Source organism: Bradyrhizobium cosmicum, from assembly GCF_007290395.2.
GTDB lineage: Bacteria > Pseudomonadota > Alphaproteobacteria > Rhizobiales > Xanthobacteraceae > Bradyrhizobium > Bradyrhizobium cosmicum.
The window spans coordinates 1,470,068-1,490,290 of sequence record NZ_CP041656.2 but is presented as its reverse complement, the minus strand read 5'-3'; the positions used below and the strand labels follow the sequence as shown (position 1 = coordinate 1,490,290).

The following is a 20,223-nucleotide window of genomic DNA, read 5'->3' as shown; positions in this document are numbered from 1 at the left end:
AGGAATGTGCGACCATGGCCAAGACCCCGGTGATTGCGATCGTGGACGACGACGAAGGCGTTCGCGCGTCGCTGGCGAGCCTCGTGCGTTCGGTCGGCTACGAGGCCCAGGCCTACGAATCCGGTGTGGATTTCCTGCGGCAGGCGCAGGGAGACGATCCGGCATGCATGATCGCCGACATCCAGATGCCAGTCATCACCGGCGATGAGTTGCAGGCCCGACTGGTTGCCGAGGGCCGCCATATCCCGATCATCTTCATGACGGCGTTTCCAAGCGAAACCATGCGCCGGCGCGTCTTGGCCGCAGGCGCGCATTGCTATCTCGGCAAACCCTCCAGCGGTGACGAGATCATCCGCTGCCTCGAAGAGGCGCTGGCAGGCCAAACGCCGTAGTCCGCAGCACGGCCTTTCAACCCGATCCCGACGTGCGTTCCGACAACCTGGTTGACGGACCGGAAATACCGGCAAGCCCGGCAAGCCTCATATTCGAAGCCGATTTCGCGAGGTAGGCCGAGCCGCATGCTCTGCCGGGGACGGATGAAGCACGATGCCAGTGAACGCTACCAGTGCTGCGGCGCCGCGCCCGCTGCTCCTTGCCGGTTTTCCGGCGAGCTCCTGGGCCTTCGCACTGCGGATCTGGCTGGCCATGCTGCTCGCACTCTATGTGAGCTTCTGGCTCGAGCTCGAATCCCCGACATCGGCGGCATTGACCGTAGCCATCCTGGCGCTGCCGACACGCGGCCAAGGCATGGAAAAGGCCGGCTACCGGCTACTCGCAACCGCCATCGGCGTCATCGCCTCGATTGCGATCGCCGGGATGTTTTCGCAGACCGGCGGCCTCCTGCTGGCGGTGCTGGGCATCTGGGTCGGGCTTTGCGCCTATATGGCCGGCATGCTGGACGGCAATCGCGCCTATGCGGCAGCGCTCTGCTGCATCACGGTCGCCCTGATCGCGGTCGAGCAGATCGACACGCCGCTCCAGGTGTTCCCGACCGGGGTCGCGCGTGGCGCGGCTATCGGCATCGGGGTGCTTGCGGTGGCGCTTGTCAATGAGGTCTTGGCCGCGCCGGACTATCATCCTGTTCTGGCGAGCCGCATCGAGGCACTGCATCGCCGTGTCGTCGAACTTGCGCAAGGTGCCGAGCGCGGCCAGTCTCCATCCGCAGCTGTGGCGGCGAGCATGTTGCATGATATCGCGGCCGTGCGTCCAGAGATCGCCAGCCTCACGACGGAATCGAGCATCGGCACCGCAAGAATGGCGGCCGCGCGTTCCGCACTGGTCGATCTCGTCAGCGCGTTGTCTCTCGGCCGCATGCTCGCAGCGCTCTCCGCTAAATCCGCCCCGGCCCCGGATGCAGCAGGGCTGACGGCGATGTCCCGTTCCTGGGTCCGGACCGAAATCAGCCGAAAGAACGCGCAGGTGCGCAGCAGCCTCGATGCGCTACGTGAAGGTACGCGCCCATATCGTGCATGGAGTGCGCCGCTCTATCGCTCGCGCCGCATCGCCGCCGAAACCGGCGCACGGGCCGGGATCTCGTTCACGCTGATTGCCATCTTCTTCGTGCTGACGGGCTGGCCGACCACCGAGCTCTGCCTCGCGCTCGTCGCGGTGATCATCGGCCTCGGCTCGACGTCGCCCTCACCTCGCAGCTTCACGATGGTGGCGATAATGGCGTCGCCGATCGCCTGCGCGCTCGGCGGTATCCTGAAATACCTCGTCTTCAACGGTGTATCCGAATTTCAGTTGCTGGCGATCGGCCTTGCGCCTGTCGTCATCGGCCTCGGGCTACTGATCTCGCTGCCGAACCCGATGCTGTCTTCCCTCAGCCGCCTCGTGCTGGTGTTCACCCTCGCCGTGCTCGCGCCGACCAATCCGCAGAGTTACGACCCCGAAGTGTTTCTCGTGACGAGCCTGTTTGTCTGCCTGTCGACCACGCTCGTCTTCGCGGTCCAGATTTTGCTGCCACCCTTGTCGGGGGACCGGCGCGTTCGGCTGCTGCTGGGAGAGGCCCGGCGCGAGCTGAGCCAGTCCGACGGCGGGCCAGCCCGTCATCTCGCGCCGGAGGAAGCCGCCTTCCGCGACGCCGCGCGGATCGAGCAGATTTTGACCGCAAACGGTCCCTCCGCAATCGACGATCAGATCGCCGACGAAGCGATGCGCTGTTTCGACCAGGCCGAAGCCCTGCGGCGTTGCAGCGCCGAACTCGACCGGATGGGGCAAGGTCCGCTCGCCGAGGCGGCGCAGGCCGTACGTGAGGCCCTCGCCCGGCAGAACGGCGGCTCGATCCTCGCTGCGGCCGCAGCGCTGCGCCAGGCGGCCGCGCGAAGCAACATGCCGGCCAGTGCGGCGATAGCGGCCCTTGTTGTGGCAAGCGCGGCGTTCGCACCGTCACAATCTCCGACCGATTTCAGCCAAGGGGAGCGGCCATGACGAACACTTATCGGGAGCTCATCATCGGCGGCGTGCTCATCGCCCCCATCGTCTCCTATGCGGCCATCGCGCTGCTCGCGTTCCTGATGCTCCGTCCGCTATTGCGCTTCGTCGGCTTCGCGAAAGCCTTCAGCAACCCGTCGCTGGCCGAACTCTGCCTCTACGTGGCGATGTTCGGCATGCTCGCACTGTTCGTCTAGGGAGAAGAGTCATGGAAGCTACCCTGCCCCGCAACGCCGCCGCGCTTCATGGCGAACCGCCTGCCCAAGCACCGGTCGATGCCGCAGATCTCATGGGCGGCTCAAACGTACCGGACACCGTGGCACGCGACACCAGCGATCGCGCGCCGGACGGCGTCAGATCTCCGGCGCAGGTGACGCCGCCCACAAGGACGCTGCACCAGGCAGCCGTACGGCTCATGCTCCGTGCCGGCAAGCATCTGGCCACCCTCGGCATCGCACTGGTTGCCGTCCTGATCTCGGTTGCGACATGGCAGCACTACGTCACCGCGCCCTGGACGCGGAACGGCAGTGTGCGCGTCCAGGTCGCCAACGTCGCGCCGCAAATTCCGGGCAAGATCGTGGAGCTGCGGGTGGCCGACAACCAGTTCGTCCACAAGGGCGACGTCCTCTACGTCATCGACCCCTTCGACTTCGAGGTGGCTGTCCGTGTCGGCAAGGCTCTCCTCGACCAGCGGGCCGCGGACCTCGAGGTGAAGCAGGCCGAATTCGACCGGCGCAAGCATCTGTCCAATCTCGCGACGACACCCGAAGAGCAGCAGATCTTTGCAGGCAACGCGGCGCAAGCGAAGGCCGCCTACGAGGCGGCGGCGCACCAGCTTGCACAGGCGGACCTGAATCTGAAACGAACCAGCGTGACCAGTCCCGTCGATGGCTATGTCACCAATCTTCTGCTGCGCGCAGGGGACTATGCCGTCACCGGCGTCAGCAACATTTCGATCCTCGACTCCAACAGTTTCTGGATCGACGGCTATTTCGAGGAAACCAAGATGGCCCGCGTCTGCGTCGGCGATCGCGCCGAGGCGCAACTGGTCGGTTACGCGAAGCCGATCCTGGGGCATGTGAAGACCGTGACACGCGGCATCAGCGTGTCGAACGCCGCCGCGGGCACGCAGGGCTTGCCCAATGTCGATCCGATCTACACCTGGGTACGACTTGCGCAGCGCGTGCCGGTCCGCGTCGCCATCGACACGGTGCCGCCGGATGTGCCGCTGGTCTCCGGCATGACGGCAACCGTTACGATCCGGCAGCCCTCCGCGGGCGATCACGAAAGCTCGTTCGACCGGTTCCGCGCGAACTTCATCGATCCCGTCGCCGATCTGTTCGGCGCGGGCCAACCGCCGCGTGCGAACTGCCTGCAGGCGACATCCCAGCAGCGCCCCGAGGTGGAAGCGGTTCCCTATTCACGCGAGCCAGCGGTTCCGCCGGCAGACAGGATCGCACCCGGACTCACACCCGGCGTCGACGTCTCGCCGCGCCTGCCCTGAGTTGGACGAGCAAACCCCGACCGGATGAGCGTGCGGCCCGCGGACGTCTCGTCAATCATGCGAAATGGGAAATAGAGGGGGTTCGTGAAATACTTTGGCCGCGCGATCGGCGATGTTGTGGGTGTTAGGTGACTGAGACCCCCAAGTCACGGCTCGAGCCTTCTCCTCCCTGGGCATACGAGCATTTTTGGGGCCGTCCTCCCCCAAAGGACGGCCCCGTTTTTTCACCGCGCAGCGCGATCAACGGTATCGTTGCTTCAGAACCTGCCGGCGCTAGGCGCCGAGATGACGGGCAGCCCAGGCGCGGACGCCCTGAAGACTCCTGAAATCCTCCAGCGAGCGAGCCGGAAGCCCGGGCTCGATCTCCGCAACCATTCTGCTGAGCGCATGTCCCGGCCCCAGTTCGAGAAACCCCGTCGCGCCCGCTTCGACGCAGGCTTGCAGGCAATCCGCCCATTGCACGGTTTGCGAGATCTGCGCGGCAAGTTTGTCGAGACCGCTCTCGAGCGAGACGACCGGAGCGGCATCTATTCCGCTCAGAATGCGCGCACCGGTCCTCGGCGGGAATACCGCCGGTACCAGGCGCAGGGTCTCGCGAAATCCCGCAGACGCCGCGGCGAGCCGTTTGGTGTGGGAGGCAACCTCGACCGGCAACGCGACGATCCTTGCGCCGTGCATCGCCCGTGCGTCTGCGGCAATCCCGCTCAGCGCCTCCCGGCCGCCGCCGATGACGAAGGCATCGCCGGGATTGACGATGGCGATCGCTGCGCCGTGACGCTCGCAAAGGCGGCCGACCTCGTCTCGGGAAGGACCGCGGACGAAGATCAACCCGTCACCGGCGCGCGTGGCCGCATCCATGGCCTCTGCGCGGCGCGCCACGAGATCGAGCGTCGCTGTCGCATCGAACACGCCGCCGACACCCCAGGCCGCGACTTCGCCGACACTATAGCCGGCAATGATGACGCCACGCGGAATGACATCCGCAAGCGCGCACGCCGCTGCGAGCGGCTGCAGGGTGCAGAGAATCTGGCCGGCGCGGTTGCGATGCAGGGCCTCATCGGGCTCGTCGCGGACGACATCGCGCGGATCCCTGCCACCGAGCAACATCGCCGCATGCGCAAACAGGTGCGCGGCTTCCGGCGCGTTGCCCGTAAGGGCGAACATGTCCCGATGCTGGCCTCCTTGACCCGGGCAGAGGATCGCGAGCGTCATGGTCGCGGCCTATTGGGGAAAGAACATTGCGATCACAACCGCCAGGGTCACGACGCTGAATGCGGTGCTGGCAATGACCATCGACCCCGCCCTTGCGGAATCCAGCCCGTAGTTGACCGCGAACAGAATTCCGAAGAAGCCCGAGGGAACGGCGGCGAGCAGAATGGCCGTCTTCGCGGCATCCGGCGCGATCGGAATGACGCGAATGACCGCAACGGCCAATAGTGGGCGGACGATGTCCGAGGCCACCGTTGCGGCAGCGATCTTCCAATCCAGCCGAAACGATTGCGCCGACAGGATGGCTCCGGTGAGGAACAGGGCGACGCCGGCAGCCGAACTTCCGATCAGCGCGAGGCTCGCATGGGCCAGGGCGTCGAGACTCACATCCGACAACGAGAACACAATGCCAAGCGCTGGCGCAAGCACCACCGGCTTGGTGATCGCACGCCGGACTGCCGTCACGACCTGCCGCGCCGCCATTTCCTCGCCGCGAGCCTTGGCGGCGCCCATCTCTGCCATGATCAGGGTCAGCGGACTGATGAGGATCGAGCCAGCCGCCAATGCGACGGCAACCGGGACAGTGCCGGCTGGCCCCACCACGGACGTCATGATCGGAAGACCTACGCCGGCGAGATTCGGAAAGCCGATCGTCAACGCCTGCAGCGACGCCTCCGACCGGGAGACCTTGAAGAACCGGCGCGCGGCAAGATACCAGACGAGATAGAGCAGCAGCATCGTCACGCCGAGCACCAGGAAGAGCGGCACCTGTTCGATCATCTCATGGCGCGACGCCGAGGCGGTCGCCGCGAACAGCGAGGCCGGCAGCGCAAAATCCATCACCAGTGCGTTGAGAGCGTCGACATGGAGATTGTCGACGACATGAAATTTGCCGGCGGCGAATCCCAACAGCAGGACGAAGAAGACCGGCACCAGCGCCATCAGGATTGCGTTGGACATCACCGGCCTGGCCTTTCATGGGCGTCGACAAACAGCGTCATGGCAAGCAGGTCGGCCGATCCACCCGGGCTGAGACGGCGGGCGACGAAGCTGTCGTGGATCGACTGCGCCCGCGCACGCCAGCCGGGCGCACGAACGCCGCCGGCATCAATGAAGCCCTGTGCCGCGTCATGCGCGAAGCGAAGGCCGTCGAGCCCGCCGCGATGCAGGAGATTGGTGTCTTCGACGGATGCGATCAGGGCAAAGCACGCCTCGACCCGGGCGGCTTCCATATCCTCCGGCACGACAGGCGTCGTCCTCCGCAAGGCCGGCAAGCCGATTCCGTAGATGCTGGGAAATCCGTTCGCGGCCTCGATCCGCGCACCGCCCGCGCGAAACCGGCGGCGCGCTGCGCTGCCATGGCTGTGCAGCAGTACCGGACCGTCGAGGATGCTGTCGCCCCACAGGCGCGCCACGACATCACCGAGCGAAAGCGCGGGATCGACCAAGCCGCCGGCTTTCGCACCGGCCGCCGCGCACAGCAGGCCGAGCCCGAAGATCGCGCCACGGTGGGTGTTGACCCCCGATGTCGCCGCAAACATGGCGCGCTCCGCCTCCAGACCGATGATTCGCAGCCGACCCATGCCGAAGCCAAGCGCGCCCGCGTCGGCCAAGCCTTGCAGATACGGCCTGATGGCCGCAGCGCTGCGACGAAACGTGGCCGCGTCCATGTCGTCGTGACTGCCATTGTCGACATGACTGACGAGCCCCGGCTTCGGCCAGGTTTCCAGCTCCTGGACGAGGCAATCCGCGGCGACGGCGCCGATGGCGGAGACATCGGGCGCGATCTGCGCCCGGCGCAGAACCGGCCGTTCCACGCCTCTTGCGGCCGTGGTGATCATGATCCCATAGCTCCCGAGATGAATTGATGCCTGCCGAGCAGGGCCACGCGCTCGATGCTCTTGACCAGGAGCTCGCTCGCGCCGCCGTGGACTTCGCGCCAGTTCACCGCATCGCCGTCGGCGCCCATCAGCTCGCCATCAAGCCGCATCGGCGCATCGGCCTCGATCGCGGCGACCTCGGCGACGAAGCGATCGATGTCGGTTTCGCCTTGAAACTCGAACAGAACATCGAGATCGGAACGGTTGGTGACGTAGTCGAGCCCGGTCAACGACTGCCAGGCGAGGCTGCCGAATACACGCACGTTCACCGCATGGCGAAGCGCCAACGCATCGAGCCGGTCGAGCGTCGACCACCAGTTAAGCGGCGCGTAAGCCCGCGCCTGCCGCAGCAGCGGCGGCCTCGCGATGGAGGCGACATGGCCGAGATCAACCAGCAGGGAAATCCGTTTCTTTCCGGCAGAGGGCGGCAAGGGCAGGCCCAAGGCGAGTCCGGTTGCCTCGCCAGGCAAAGCGCGCCGCCTGATCGTCGGCCATCGCATTTTGGGCCAGCGCGCGAGAAGGGAATCGGCTGCGAGATCGTCGCGCGAGTCCAGCATCGCGCGCCACCCCGCGGGGCTCACGAAGACGAGGTCGTGACGACCCGGCGGGCGTTCACCGTGCTTGCAGGGCCAGGTCACGAACACGCTCCGCGATCTCGGCGGCCTTCAGCCGGCCGCCACGCTCCTTGCCGAGCGCATCCCGCCGGTCCTGCGCGGCCGGCATATCAGCGAGCAACGCCGCCAACTGGTCGGCGAGCGAGGTGGCATTGCTCCATGTCATGTGAACGGCGCCCATCTGCGCGAGATTGGACAGGCCCGGCGCAAACACCGGCGTCGACTTCGCCTTCTCCTGGAGCGCCTCTATCGAGAGCTTGGTGACCTTGGCCATCGACGGCAGGTCCATCACCGCGGGATCGGCCCCGGGCAATCCGACCAGCACGCGTGTTGCAAGGCCCGTCGCAAGCAGCGCGCCCGCAGCCGAGTGGCCGTAGAGAAGGCCGATGGTCGGCCGGCCGTTCATGTCCGCATGGATCAGCACCTTCGCCAGATGCGCGAGGAATTCATTCAGCCCGAGCAGCTCGTCGCGCTTGCTCATGCGCTGGCTGTCGCTGTCGACGAGCACCAGGATCGGCCCGGAATCCCGGCCGATCGACTCCAGGACATGGCCGGACAATCTGATCGCCTCGTCGACGCCGAGCGCGGTCCGGTCTGCAACGCCGAGCACGAGCATCCGGCCGCCGGATCGCAGCGGCGCCGAGCCGAGGATGACGCCCCTGTCGTTGCTAACCTCATGGCCATCGGGAAAGAGCGAGGCGATGATATCATCGAGCGTCACGGCTGGTCCTCCCGATCTGGTTGGCAAGGGCAACGAACTGGTCGGCCGGCAACTCGGGAACGGCTTGAGCGTCGGCGACGCCCTCCGCCGTCCAGATGTCGACAGCATCCGCGCAGGCGCCGAAGTGGCTGAGCCGGCCGGCAAGCCGCTGCTGCTCGGCCTTCAACTTGTCGAGACCGAAAGGTCCGGCGAGGCCGAGCAACTCCAGCGCGGCCTCGCGAAAATCCTGCACATTATCGTCTGCAAAGACATCTGCTGCGCCGAGCAGGCGGCGGTGCTTGCCGCCCATGGTGCGCCAGACCAGGGCGCGATCGTGCGAGTCGAACTCCTCGACGCCGCGATTGGTCTCGATGACCTCGGGGCCCGACACAGCGATGCGTCCCTGCTCCGAGACGGCGAGCGCGGAGCAACAGCCCGCGATCAGGCCGCCGCCGCCATAACATCCGGACCTGCCGCCGATCAGACCGATGACCTTCACGCCGGCGGTACGCGCCTCCATCACCGCGCGCATGATCTCGGCAATGGCAAGCTCGCCGGCATTGGCCTCCTGCAACCGCACGCCGCCGGTGTCGAACAGGATCAAGACGGGGATCGAGCCGATCTGGCGCGCCGCACGGAGCAGCCCCGTCAGCTTGGCGCCGTGCACCTCGCCGAAGGCACCGCCCATGAAGCGGCCCTCCTGCGCGGCGACGAACACCGGGGAGCCGTCGAGGCGGCCGTGACCGACGACGATGCCGTCGTCGAACTGCTCGGGAAGATCGAATATCTTCAAGTGAGGACTGACCTCGCGCTGCTCCGGCCCGATCAACTCGACGAAGCTTCCGGCATCGAGCAGCAGCTCCAGCCGCGTACGGGCCGACGCCTCGTAGAAGCTTGTGCTGCGGCCCCGTTCGGCCGGGGTAATGTCCTTGAGCGGAGCGCTCATTGGCCGGCCTCCGAGATCAATCGCACCGCCTGGGCGAGCCGCAGCGAAACCGTATCGGGACGCGCACCGCCGTCATTGATCGAGAATTTGAGCCCGCCAGGCGAATAGCGCTCGACGAAATCGCCGATCACGGCACTCCAGACCTCGCCAAAGCCGACGGCCGCGGTCTTGATGTCGACGGCGCACTCCGCATCCGGCAGGACGCGCTCCACCAGCACTTCCAGATTGCCCGAGGCGACCACGCCGACAATCGCGGTTCGCCTGGTGCCACTCGCGCGCGCGCGAGCCGGATGTCGAAAGCTGATATCTTCCATGGCGCGTCCTCACCAGTTCCGGAATTTCGACGGGGGTGCGTACAAGCCGCCAGACCAACGCACGAGATCCTTGATCGAGCGCGCCGCCAGCAGGCTGCGATCCGCATCAAGCGGATTGATGCCGAGATCTTCGGGCCTGCGGATTACGCCGCGCTCGCGCAGCCGCGAGACCATGCCGTGGTCCCGCCGACGGCCGACGTCGGTGTAGCCGGCAACGCCGCGGATGGCCTGTTCGCGCTCCTGCGCGGTGCGGCAGAGCAACAGGTTGGCCACGCCCTCCTCGGTGACGATGTGCGTGACGTCGTCGCCGTAGATCATGACCGGCGCGAGATCGAGCTTCAGCTTCTCGGCGAGCTCGATCGCATCGAGCCTTTCGACGAACAGCGGCACGTTCTTGTCTCCGAACGTCTCGCCGATCTGCACGACCAGCTTGCGGCCACGGCGCATCAGTGCCGAGCCGTCGGGATCGGCCTCCGCTCCGGCCTTCAACCAAGGCTCGCTCGGATGACGCCGCCCGCGGGCATCCGCCCCCATGTTCGGGGCGCCGCCGAAACCGGCAATGCGCGAGGTGGTAATGGTCGACGAATTTCCTTGCAGATCGATCTGCAACGTCGAGCCGATGAACATGTCGCAGGCATAGAGCCCGGCGGTCTGACAGAAAGCGCGGTTGGAGCGCAACGAGCCGTCGGGACCGGTGAAGTAGATGTCGGATCGCGCTCGGATGTAGTCATCCATGCCGACCTCCGATCCGAACGAGTGGATCTGCCGCACCCAGCCGGACTCGATGGCGGGAATGAGCGCGGGATGCGGATTCAAGGCGAAGTGCGTCGCGATCCTGCCCTTCAGTCCCAGCCTCTCGCCAAATGTCGGCAACAGGAGCTCGATCGCAGCCGTGCTGAAGCCAATGCCGTGATTGAGCCGCTGCACGCCATAGGGTGCATAGACACCCTTGATCGCCAGCATCGCGGTGAGGATCTGGCCTTCCGTGATCGCGGCCGGATCGCGCGTGAACAACGGCTCGACGAAGAACGGCTTGTCGGCCTTGACGATGAAGTGGACGCGGTCCGCCGGTATATCGACCCGCGGAACGGTCTCGACGATCTCGTTGACCTGGGCGATCACGACGCCGTCCTTGAACGCCGTCGCCTCGACCACGGTCGGCGTGTCCTCGGTATTCGGGCCGGTGTAGAGATTCCCCTCGCGGTCGGCGCTGACGGCAGCGATCAGCGCGACCTGCGGCGTGAGGTCGATGAAGTAGCGGGCAAACAGCTCGAGATAGGTATGAATCGCGCCTAGCTCGATCTTGCCACCGAACAACATCCGCGCGATGCGCGCCGATTGCGGGCCGGAATAGGCGTAATCGAGCCGCTTGGCGACGCCGCGATCGAACAGGTCCAGATGTTCGGGAAGAACGACGCCCGACTGCACCATGTGCAGATCCTTGACCCTGGACAGATCGACTGCCAGCAGCGCGCGGCTCAACAGATCCGCCTGCTTCTGGTTGTCGCCCTCCAGGCAAACCCGGTCGCCCGGCCGGATCACGGCCTCCAGCAGGCGCGTGACGTCTTGTGCTTCGACCAACTTGCCGCGGGCGAGGCCAGCTCCAGCCGCAATGCGGGCATCCCGTGCGGCGCGGTTGTTCTGCCAGCTCGTCATGACGTCTGTCCCTCTGCGGCGTTGGCCCGCCCCAGAGCGGCGCCGGCCGTCTCGATCACGTTCATGGGAATTCTCCGGATTGACCGTCGGGCCGGCGGGAGTGCTGTCACTCCCGCCGTCCTTCCTTCTGCCGGCCGTGCGTCAGGACCGGCGAAAACGATCGTCAGCGCGTGACCGGCTGCTGGATACTGCGCGCGGCGCGGGTGATGACCGCCGCCACTTCCTTCGGACGAGACTCGTAGACCGAGTGGCTGGCACCCGGGATCACGGTGGTCTGGCTCTTGGCGCGTTCGTAGTACCAGCGCTCCAGGTCCGGATTGATGATCTGGTCGTTGCCGGCGACGATTCCCCAGCTCGGCTTGGTTTTCCATGCTGCCGCCGTCAAGGGCGTGCTGAACACCTGTGTCGCAGCCGGGATCTGCGAGCGCGCGACGAACTCGGCCCGCTCACGCGGCAGATCCGGCGCGAACAGTTTCGGGAATTGCACGGGATCGAGATAAGTGAACTTGTCGGGCGTCACCTTGATGATTCCCTCGGTCTTTCCGAGCACGCTCGGCGTCTTCTTGCCCAGCGCCGATTCGTCCTCTCCAACGTCGGGCGCGTGCGCGGCGACGTAGACAAGGCCGACGACGTTGGGATGAACGCCGGCCTCGGTAATGATTGAGCCGCCGTAGCTATGGCCGACGAGAAGCGTCGGACCGTCCTGAAGATCGAGAATGCGCTTCGTCGCCGCGACGTCGTCGGCGAACGAAGTCTCGGGCTCCTGCACCATGGTGACGCGAAAACCTTCCTTGATCAGGATCTCGTAGACCGGCTTCCAGCCCGACCCATCCACCCAGGCGCCGTGCACCAGGACAATGTTCTTCAGGGGCTCTGCGCTCGCGGGAGCGGCGGTCGATAGCAAGGAGAGAGCGGCGGCAAAGGCGAGGCCTGCGTTGAGGTGTTTCATGTCGGGATCACTCCGGGTTGGAATGACGCGACACTAGTTTCGAGTCGTGCCCGCGTATTTCCGCAAACAACTGTCCTTGCCACTTCGCACGCCGGAGCCATCGCCACTCGCACATCCTTCGGATCCGGCCCCGAAGGCGCATCCTAGGCGGAGGCCCACGTCATGCACACTGACATTCATGACAATGTTCTCTCGCAACCGTGAACGGCCGGCGTTCATACGCGAAAGACGATCCATGCGCGCCCTGTCATTCACGACAACATTCCTGATCTCACTCGAACTCCAAGCATAGGATTGACAAATGACATCCACCGCGAAATGCCGGATCTCCGCCTTCATCCTGCTGTGCGCAACGATGCCGGCCCATGCCGGCACCTGCGCGGATGGCATCGCGCAAACCCAGGCCCAGCTGGATCTCGCCATCGAGAAGGACGCGGGCTCCCACGGCTGGAAACCGGAGAGCCTCAGTGCATTGCGCAGCCATCAGCCGACGCCCGACTCGCTCGCGAAGGCGGAAGGCGACAACGGTATCGGCTTCACCGACGCGCTCGCTTCGCTCGATCGCGCGCGCACCGCCGATCGCAGCGGCGACCTCGCCGCATGCAACCTGGAGATCGCACAGGCCCGGGCTGTCCTGAAATAGCGCAAGCAGCTCCGAACCAAGGGCGAGGCCACGCGTCAACGTGATCGTGCAGCCCGGGAGCAGGACGTGCGTTCTGGAAATACCCGCGCTCGCGCACCTTTCTAATGTCGACGCAGTCAGACGGAGCCTTCTCCATGCGAAAACAACGTTCAGCGGGCAACGCGGGCGCACGTCGCGCCGGATCGCGCCCGGTCTTCCTGATACACTCTGTGGCGGCGCTTGCGACCGGCACCCTGCTGCTGATCTCTGGCGTTGCCTTTGCTCAAACGACGATGCCGGGACTGCAGCCTCCCACCGGTATGCTTGCGACCTCGCCGCTCAACCCGCAATCCACGCGGCCCGTAGGCATTCCGCTGGGGTCCACCGAGATCACGACGCCCGGCATCTCGCCGATCAATCCCACACAAAGCCCAACGGGCTGCGTCGGATCAGGCAATGCCTCATCATCCGGAGCATTGTTCGACGGCGGCGGGTTGTCCGGCACTTCATCGACCAATTGCGCCGGCAGCACTGCGGCGATCTCGTCGATACCCTCGACATCGACGGTCGGTCGCGTCGGAATTCCGCTGGGCTCAACCGAGATCGGCGGCGCCGGAATCAGTCCGACCGTACCGGTGCCAGGCCCCACCTCCACAGTCGGGACGCCTTCGATCGACGGCTCCGGCAATCCCTGAGATCACAAGGATCATCACCGTGAAACGGAACCTCATCATTGCGCTCGTTGCTCTCGCCGCGATCCTGGCCGGCGCAGGCCTCTGGTTCTTCGGCACGGACCGAAAGCCGGCTGTGGCAGCCATACCCGTCCCCGCCGCCGTGCCGGTGGTCGCCGCGAGCGTCACCGGCAAGGACGTTCCGATCTATCTGCACGGCATCGGCACGGTGATTGCCTACAACACCGACGTCGTGCGCAGCCAGATTCAGGGACAGATCGTCAGTATCGCCTTCACGGAGGGACAGACCGTCAAGGCCGGCGACCTCCTCGCGCAGATCGATCCGCGTCCTTACGAGGCCCAGATTGAACAGCTCACGGCCAATCGCGACAGGGACCAGGCGCAGCTCGCCAATGCCGAAGCCAATCTCTCCCGCTACAACCAGCTCGGCGACAAGGGCTATGCGACCCCGCAACTCATCGAGACGCAGACGGCGCAGGTGGCCCAGCTCAAGGCTGCCGTGAAGGCGGACCAGGCCCAGATCGACGAGGCCAACGTCCAGCTCAGCTATACGCGCCTGACGTCGGCCGTTCCCGGCGTCACCGGCGTCCGCCAGATCGATGTCGGCAACGTCATTCATCCGACCGATCCCAACGGTCTCGTCGTCGTCACCCAGATCGAGCCGATCTCGCTGCTGTTCACCCTGCCGCAGGCGGACCTGCCCGTGATCCAGGAGCACGCCGCAAAGGGCGCACTGAAGGTCATCGCCTACAGCCAGGACAACAAGATGAAGCTCGACGAAGGCACGCTGCTGCTGGTCAACAACGAGATCGCAGGAGCGACCGGCACCGTGCAGCTGAAGGCGGTGTTCCCGAACCATGAGCACCGGCTGTGGCCGGGCCAGCTGGTGAACGCGCGCCTGCTGCTCGAGGTCCAGAAGGATGCGATCACTGTCGCCGGCTCGGCCGTGCAGCAGGGACCGAACGGCAGCTATGTTTACGTCGTGACCGATGGCCAGACGGCCGCCTTGCGTCCCGTTCACATCGTACAGATCAGCGACGGACAGGCCCTGATCGACAAAGGACTGAAATCAGGCGACGTCGTCGTGATCGACGGCCAGTACCGGCTCACGGAAGGCAGCCACGTTCGCGAACTGCACGGCAAGGCTGCGCGTGAAGCCGACCTGCAGAGCGCCGTGCAGGATGCCATCCCATGAACATCTCCGCACCCTTCATCCTGCGGCCGATCGCGACCGCCCTGCTGATGGCGGGCTTGTTGCTGTGCGGCCTTGCAGCCTATCCGCTGCTGCCGGTCGGTGCGTTGCCGAACGTCAACTACCCGACCATCCAGATCTCGGCGCAATTGCCCGGCGCCGATCCGGGAACGATCGCCTCGTCGCTGGCGACACCGCTCGAGCAGCAGCTCAGCCAGATTCCCGGCGTCACCCAGCTCACCTCGTCCAGCGCGCTCGGCGTCGCCCAGCTCACGGTGCAGTTCGAGCTGTCGCGCACGGTGGACAGCGCGGCGGTGGACGTGTTGGCCGCGATCAATGCCGCAAGCCCGTTCCTGCCGCCGAACATCCCCTACCCGCCGACGATCAGAAAGGTGAATCCGGCGGAGACGCCGATCATGCTGATCGCGCTGACGTCGGACTCGCTCCCGCTGACCACGGTCGACGCCTATGCGGAAAACATCCTGCTGCCGAAGATTTCGCAGGTGCCGGGCGTGGGCCTCGTCGGAATCGGCGGTCAGCAGAAGCCCGCGATCCGTGTTCGCGTCGATCCACAGGCGCTTGCCGCCCGTGGCATCGGCCTCGAAGACGTTCGCAGCGTGATCGCCGGCGCCAACGTCGATTTGCCAAAGGGCACCCTCAACAGCCCGCGCGTCACCTATACGCTGAATACCAACGATCAGTTGCTCAAGCCCGCCGCCTATGAAGACCTCATCATCGCCTATCGCAACGGCTCGCCGGTACGGATCCGCGACATCGGTACGGCGATCGAGGGGCCCGAGAACGACCTCCTCGCCGGCTGGTACGGCAAGGAACCGGCCATCATCCTGGCGGTCCAGCGCGTTCCCGGCGCCAACGTCATCCAGACAGTCGACCGCATCAAGAAGCTGCTGCCGCAACTGCAGGCCTCCGTTCCGCCCGCGATCAAGGTGACGATTGCCGCCGACCGAACCGGCACCATTCGCGCCGCGGTCTCCGACGTTCAATTCACGCTGATGCTGACGGTCGCACTTGTGGTGATGGTCATATTCCTGTTCCTGCGGAATTTCTGGGCCACCATCATCCCGGCGATCACGGTTCCCCTGTCGCTGGTCGGCACGTTCGCGGTGCTTTACGTGCTCGGCTACAGCCTGGACAACCTCTCGCTGATGGCGCTGTCGATCGCGGTCGGCTTCGTGGTCGACGATGCCGTCGTCGTCATCGAGAACATCGTGCGCCATCTCGAACAGGGCATGACGCCGATGGAGGCCGCGCTCAAGGGTTCCGGCGAAATCGGCTTCACCATCATCTCCATCACGCTGTCGCTGATCGCTGTGTTCATTCCGCTATTCCTGATGGGCGGATACGTCGGCAAGCTGTTCCAGGAATTCGCCATCACGATCACCGCCGCCCTGCTGCTGTCGCTGGTGATCTCGCTCACGCTGACGCCGATGATGTGCGCGCGGCTCCTGAAGGACGACTCGCGGAAGAAGCACGGCCGGCTCTATCTGGCCTTCGAACGTGGCTTCGACGCGCTGCTCGCTCTCTATGCCAGCGGCCTGCGCATCGTGCTGCGCCATCGCTTTGCGACGCTGCTGGTGATGCTCTCGACCGTCGCGCTGACCGGCTATCTGTACGTGATCATTCCGAAAGGTTTCTTCCCGCAACAGGACACCGGGCAGATCGTCGGCATCACCGAAGCCGCACAGGACATCTCGTTCCCGGCCATGTCCGAGCGTCAGCAGGCGATCGTCGACATCCTCTCGAAAGACCCGGCGGTCCAGTCGGTGGCGAGCTACATCGGCCCGGGCGGCCCGACCGCGACACTCAACCAGGGACGCATCTTCATCGTCCTGAAGCCGAAGCCCGAGCGCAAGGCCAGCGCCGATCAGGTGATCGAGCGGCTGGGGCCGAAGCTCGCCCACATCCAGGGCATCAGGCTTTACATGCAGGCCGCACAGGACATCACCATCGGCGCGCGCCTGTCGAAGACGCAGTATCAGTACACGCTGACGGATGCCGATTCCAACGAGCTCACCAACTGGTCGGCGATCTTCCTGGAGAAGCTCCGCGCGCTCGACCTCATCACCGATGTCGCGAGCGACCAGGCCAATGCCGGCCCCAGGCTGGAGGTCACCGTCAACCGCGAGGTCGCATCGAGCTTCGGCATCCTGCCCACGACGATCGACAATGCCCTCGACGACGCGTTCGGCCAGCGCATCGTCTCCACCATGTTCACCTCGCTGAACCAGTACCATGTCGTGATGGAGGTCGATCCGCGTTTCCAGTACGGGCCGGAAGCGCTCAAGGACATCTACTTGAACTCGTCCACCGGGCAGCAGGTCCCCCTGAGCACGCTGGTTCACAGCGTCATCAAGCCCGCGCCGATCCTGATCAATCACCAGAGCCTGTTTCCCTCGGTGACGATCTCGTTCAACCTGAAGCCCGGCGTCGCATTGGGCGATGCGGTGACGGCGATCCAGAACATCGAGAAGAGCACCGGCAAGCCTGCATCGCTATCAACCTCGTTCCAGGGCAATGCGCAGGCGTTCCAGTCCTCCCTGTCGGGCACGCCGCTCCTGATCGGCGCGGCGCTGATCGTGATCTACATCATCCTCGGCGTGCTCTATGAGAGCCTGATCCATCCGATCACGATCCTGTCGACCTTGCCGTCGGCCGGCATCGGCGCGCTGCTGCTGCTGCTGGCTGTCCACATGGATCTCAGCGTCATCGCCATCATCGGCATCATCCTGCTGATCGGCATCGTCAAGAAGAACGGCATCATGTTGGTCGATTTCGCCCTCGAGGTGGAGCGCCAGAACGGGCTCAGCCCGGAAGAGGCGATCTACCAGGCCTGCACGCTGCGCTTCCGCCCGATCCTGATGACGACGATGGCGGCACTGCTGGGCGGCGTGCCGCTGATGATCGGCTCCGGCACCGGCGCCGAGCTGCGCCAGCCGCTCGGCTATACGATCGTCGGCGGCCTGATGCTGTCGCAGGTCCTGACGCTCTACACCACGCCCGTCGTCTATCTCTATCTCGACCGGCTCGGCAATTGGCTCACCGGGCGCAAGCCGCGGCCCGCCAGGGCATCCACTCCATCCACGACCGAAGCAGATGCGGAATTGCGCCATGAACCCACTTGAGAAGGTGACCGCCGGCACGACGGCGGAGAAGCTCGTGACCGTCACGCCCGAGATGACGGTCGGCCATGTGGTGCCGGGAATGCCTGAAGTCTACGGCACGCCGGTGATGATCCTGCACATGGAGATGGCCGCCGGATCGGCGGTTCAGCCGTTCCTGCCCGCGGGCCATGTCAGCGTCGGGATGATGGTCAACATCCGCCATCTGGCGGCGACCCCGGTCGGCCGCACGGTGCGCGCGATCGCGCGGGTCGTTGCGGTCGAGGCCAGGAGCATCCTGTTTGAAGTCGAGGCCTGGGACGGCGACCGCAAGATCGGCGACGGCACCCACCGGCGCGGCGTCGTCGATGTCGCCGAGTTCGAGCGGCGTTTCGGCGTAACGCGAGCCGCGGCGGAGATGGTCTAAGGCCGCAAGCAGCGGGCCCGATCGCGCCTACGTGCGTTTTGACAAAGCGCTTGCGAAACCAAGAAGACCGCTCTTCGGCATCGCAATAGACCTCTCGTATGACGCTCGACCGCCTGGACGGCGCTAATCCCGTAGAGCCCCCGCGATGGTGGCGCCGCCTGCTTCCAGACTGGGCCATGAAGGATCGCGCTTCACTATGGGCCTGGAGCAGCGTGGTCCTGAGCCTGCTGTCATTCGCTATTTCACTGTTCGGATTCAATTCCGCCACCATCGCTCTTGCCGCCGTTCTCGCCATTTCGCTCGCGGTGATCAGTCTGAGCAGGCGGCCAGGCGAGCATGCCCACCAGGCCGTTTATCTCGCCGAAGCGCAGAAACTCAGCCAGACCGGCAGCTTCGGATGGAACGTCGCGACCGGAGAGCTGTTCTGGTCGGATGAAACATTCAGGATCTTCGATCTCGTGCCGACATCGCGCCCGTCGCTCGGCCTGGTCCTGAAGCGCACCCATCCCGACGACGTCAGCGCCGTGTGTGGGGCCATTGACCGTGCGGCGAATGAAAGAGGCGACTTTTCTCACGAAAACCGGTTGATGCTGGAGGACGGTACGGTCCGAACCATCCGCGTGGTCGCCCGCGGAATGACGAACGGCCGGGGCCAGTTCGAGTTCGTCGGCGCCGTGATGGACATCACCGCCCAGAAGAAGGCCCATACCGAGCTGGAGCGGAGCGAGCTGCGTTATCGCCACCTGTTCAGCCGCATGCCGATCGCATTCCGGCAACTCGATGCCAGCAGGCTGGTCGTGCTGTTCCGGAAATTGCGCGCCGACGGCGTCAAGGACCTCGGCGCCTATTTCGACAGCCATCCCGAGTTCTTGCGGACCTGCATGGACGCGCTCACGTTTCAGGAGGCCAACGAACGGGCCATCCAGATGTTCGGAGGCGGCGTCGAAGATTATATCGGACGTTCCATGGCCGACACCTGGAAGGAACGTCCCGACACGTTCCGGCGAGCCATGGAATCCCGTTATCGCGGCGAGACGAACTTCGAGGAAGAGACCAGGATGGTCACGTGGGACGGCCGCGTCGTCGATGTTCTCTTCACGACGGCCCGGGTCGGTCCCATCAACGATCTCGAAGTCAGCCTGGTCGGCACCATCGACATCTCACAGCGTGTTCGCGCCCAGCAGAAGCTGCAGCAGGTGCAGGCCGAGTTCGCGCATGCCGCGCGCGTCTCGATGCTCGGCGAGCTCACCGCATCGATCGCCCACGAGGTCAACCAGCCGCTCGCCGCCATCGCCACCAATGCCGCCGCCGGGCTGCGATGGTTGAACAGGCCCAATCCTGATATCGTCGAAATCCGCAAGACCATCGAGAACATCGTCGTGGATACCCGGCGCGCCGCGAACATCGTGGCGCGCGTTCACGGCATGGCCTCGCGAAAGCCCACCGAGCAAGCCTCGCTATCGTTCGACGAGATCATCAGCGAAGCGCTTCTATTCCTGCGCCACGAGCTCGAATCCCGCAGCGTCACGATCCTGCACAGGCCCGATCCGAGCGCGCCGCAGGTGCTCGGCGACCGCACCCAGCTCCAGCAGGTGATCGTCAACCTCGCGATCAACGCGGTGCAGGCGATGACGCAGGCGGGATACGACGATCGCAGGATCGTCATCAGCACGGTCAGACGAGACGCCGCCACGCTCTGCTGCTCCGTGGAGGACAACGGCCCGGGCATCTCCGCCGAACATGTCGACCGACTGTTCGAGAGCTTTTTCACGACCAAGGACAGCGGGATGGGCATGGGGCTACCGATCTGCCGGTCGATCGTCGAAGCGCATGGAGGCCGGATCGGCGCCGAAGGCCACGGCACCATTGGTGGCGCCCGCTTCTGGTTCACGCTTCCGATCGCCGTTTCGGCCGATTCGTCCGACTGCGACCTCCGGGCCGCAACGTGACCGCGACCCTTCCAGAT

General features: G+C 65.3%; 19 protein-coding genes. 9 read left to right on the top strand and 10 right to left on the bottom strand.

Annotation, left to right across the window (positions count from 1 at the left end):
* Positions 1–14: 14 nt before the first annotated feature.
* The 4 genes from FNV92_RS06945 (at position 15) to FNV92_RS06930 (ending at position 3,937) form a co-directional block, all read left to right on the top strand.
* Entirely contained in the window at positions 15–392 is a 378-nt protein-coding gene (locus FNV92_RS06945) for a response regulator transcription factor (RefSeq protein ID WP_143841584.1), read from the top strand.
* Positions 393–546: 154 nt separating this feature from the next.
* Positions 547–2,430, top strand: a complete 1,884-nt coding sequence (locus tag FNV92_RS06940; RefSeq protein ID WP_143841585.1) for an FUSC family protein — start codon at positions 547–549, stop codon at positions 2,428–2,430.
* A complete protein-coding gene (locus tag FNV92_RS06935) occupies positions 2,427–2,630 on the top strand; it encodes a DUF1656 domain-containing protein (protein WP_014439972.1) in 204 nt (67 codons plus the stop codon). Before FNV92_RS06940 ends, FNV92_RS06935 begins: the two co-directional genes overlap by 4 nt.
* Before the next feature lie 11 nt (positions 2,631–2,641).
* Positions 2,642–3,937, top strand: coding sequence for an HlyD family secretion protein (locus tag FNV92_RS06930; protein WP_143841586.1), 1,296 nt, complete (start codon positions 2,642–2,644; stop codon positions 3,935–3,937).
* A 273-nt stretch (positions 3,938–4,210) separates the two neighbouring features.
* On the opposite strand, the gene FNV92_RS06925 is transcribed toward FNV92_RS06930, so the two are convergent.
* The 9 genes from FNV92_RS06925 to FNV92_RS06885 all read right to left on the bottom strand — a co-directional run bounded on the left by FNV92_RS06925 (position 4,211) and on the right by FNV92_RS06885 (position 12,205).
* A complete protein-coding gene (locus FNV92_RS06925; RefSeq protein ID WP_143841587.1) occupies positions 4,211–5,149 on the bottom strand; it encodes an acyltransferase domain-containing protein in 939 nt (312 codons plus the stop codon).
* Between the two features lie 9 nt (positions 5,150–5,158).
* Positions 5,159–6,109, bottom strand: a complete 951-nt coding sequence (locus tag FNV92_RS06920; RefSeq protein WP_143841588.1) for an AEC family transporter — start codon at positions 6,107–6,109, stop codon at positions 5,159–5,161.
* Entirely contained in the window at positions 6,106–6,987 is an 882-nt protein-coding gene (gene mdcB / locus FNV92_RS06915; RefSeq protein ID WP_143841589.1) for a triphosphoribosyl-dephospho-CoA synthase MdcB, read from the bottom strand. The genes FNV92_RS06920 and mdcB overlap by 4 nt, the downstream gene beginning before the upstream one ends.
* On the bottom strand, positions 6,984–7,664 hold the full coding sequence (mdcG, locus tag FNV92_RS06910; RefSeq protein WP_143841590.1) for a malonate decarboxylase holo-[acyl-carrier-protein] synthase: 681 nt from the start codon (positions 7,662–7,664) through the stop codon (positions 6,984–6,986). Before mdcG ends, mdcB begins: the two co-directional genes overlap by 4 nt.
* Entirely contained in the window at positions 7,639–8,361 is a 723-nt protein-coding gene (gene mdcE, locus FNV92_RS06905; protein ID WP_143841591.1) for a biotin-independent malonate decarboxylase subunit gamma, read from the bottom strand. Before mdcE ends, mdcG begins: the two co-directional genes overlap by 26 nt.
* Complete coding sequence (locus FNV92_RS06900; protein ID WP_168213325.1) at positions 8,348–9,286, bottom strand: biotin-independent malonate decarboxylase subunit beta; 939 nt, start codon at positions 9,284–9,286, stop codon at positions 8,348–8,350. The genes mdcE and FNV92_RS06900 overlap by 14 nt, the downstream gene beginning before the upstream one ends.
* On the bottom strand, positions 9,283–9,600 hold the full coding sequence (gene mdcC / locus FNV92_RS06895; RefSeq protein WP_143841592.1) for a malonate decarboxylase acyl carrier protein: 318 nt from the start codon (positions 9,598–9,600) through the stop codon (positions 9,283–9,285). The genes FNV92_RS06900 and mdcC overlap by 4 nt, the downstream gene beginning before the upstream one ends.
* A 9-nt stretch (positions 9,601–9,609) precedes the next feature.
* Positions 9,610–11,256, bottom strand: coding sequence for a malonate decarboxylase subunit alpha (gene mdcA / locus FNV92_RS06890; protein ID WP_143841593.1), 1,647 nt, complete (start codon positions 11,254–11,256; stop codon positions 9,610–9,612).
* A 163-nt stretch (positions 11,257–11,419) separates the two neighbouring features.
* Positions 11,420–12,205, bottom strand: a complete 786-nt coding sequence (locus FNV92_RS06885) for an alpha/beta hydrolase (RefSeq protein WP_143841594.1) — start codon at positions 12,203–12,205, stop codon at positions 11,420–11,422.
* Between the two features lie 301 nt (positions 12,206–12,506).
* Between FNV92_RS06885 and FNV92_RS06880 the strand changes: the two genes are divergently transcribed.
* Complete coding sequence (locus tag FNV92_RS06880; RefSeq protein ID WP_143841595.1) at positions 12,507–12,848, top strand: hypothetical protein; 342 nt, start codon at positions 12,507–12,509, stop codon at positions 12,846–12,848.
* 262 nt (positions 12,849–13,110) lie between these two features.
* Here the strand turns inward: FNV92_RS06880 and FNV92_RS06875 are convergent, their stop codons facing one another.
* Entirely contained in the window at positions 13,111–13,515 is a 405-nt protein-coding gene (locus tag FNV92_RS06875; protein ID WP_143841596.1) for a hypothetical protein, read from the bottom strand.
* Positions 13,516–13,541: 26 nt separating this feature from the next.
* Between FNV92_RS06875 and FNV92_RS06870 the strand changes: the two genes are divergently transcribed.
* The 4 genes from FNV92_RS06870 (at position 13,542) to FNV92_RS06855 (ending at position 20,206) form a co-directional block, all read left to right on the top strand.
* Positions 13,542–14,714 carry an efflux RND transporter periplasmic adaptor subunit gene (locus FNV92_RS06870; protein WP_143841597.1) on the top strand — a complete coding sequence of 391 codons (1,173 nt, stop codon included), beginning with the start codon at positions 13,542–13,544 and terminating at the stop codon, positions 14,712–14,714.
* Positions 14,711–17,854, top strand: a complete 3,144-nt coding sequence (locus FNV92_RS06865; protein WP_143841598.1) for an efflux RND transporter permease subunit — start codon at positions 14,711–14,713, stop codon at positions 17,852–17,854. Before FNV92_RS06870 ends, FNV92_RS06865 begins: the two co-directional genes overlap by 4 nt.
* Positions 17,841–18,257, top strand: coding sequence for a thioesterase family protein (locus tag FNV92_RS06860; RefSeq protein WP_143841599.1), 417 nt, complete (start codon positions 17,841–17,843; stop codon positions 18,255–18,257). The genes FNV92_RS06865 and FNV92_RS06860 overlap by 14 nt, the downstream gene beginning before the upstream one ends.
* A 176-nt stretch (positions 18,258–18,433) precedes the next feature.
* Positions 18,434–20,206, top strand: coding sequence for a PAS domain-containing sensor histidine kinase (locus tag FNV92_RS06855; protein WP_244623754.1), 1,773 nt, complete (start codon positions 18,434–18,436; stop codon positions 20,204–20,206).
* The last annotated feature ends 17 nt before the right edge of the window (positions 20,207–20,223 follow it).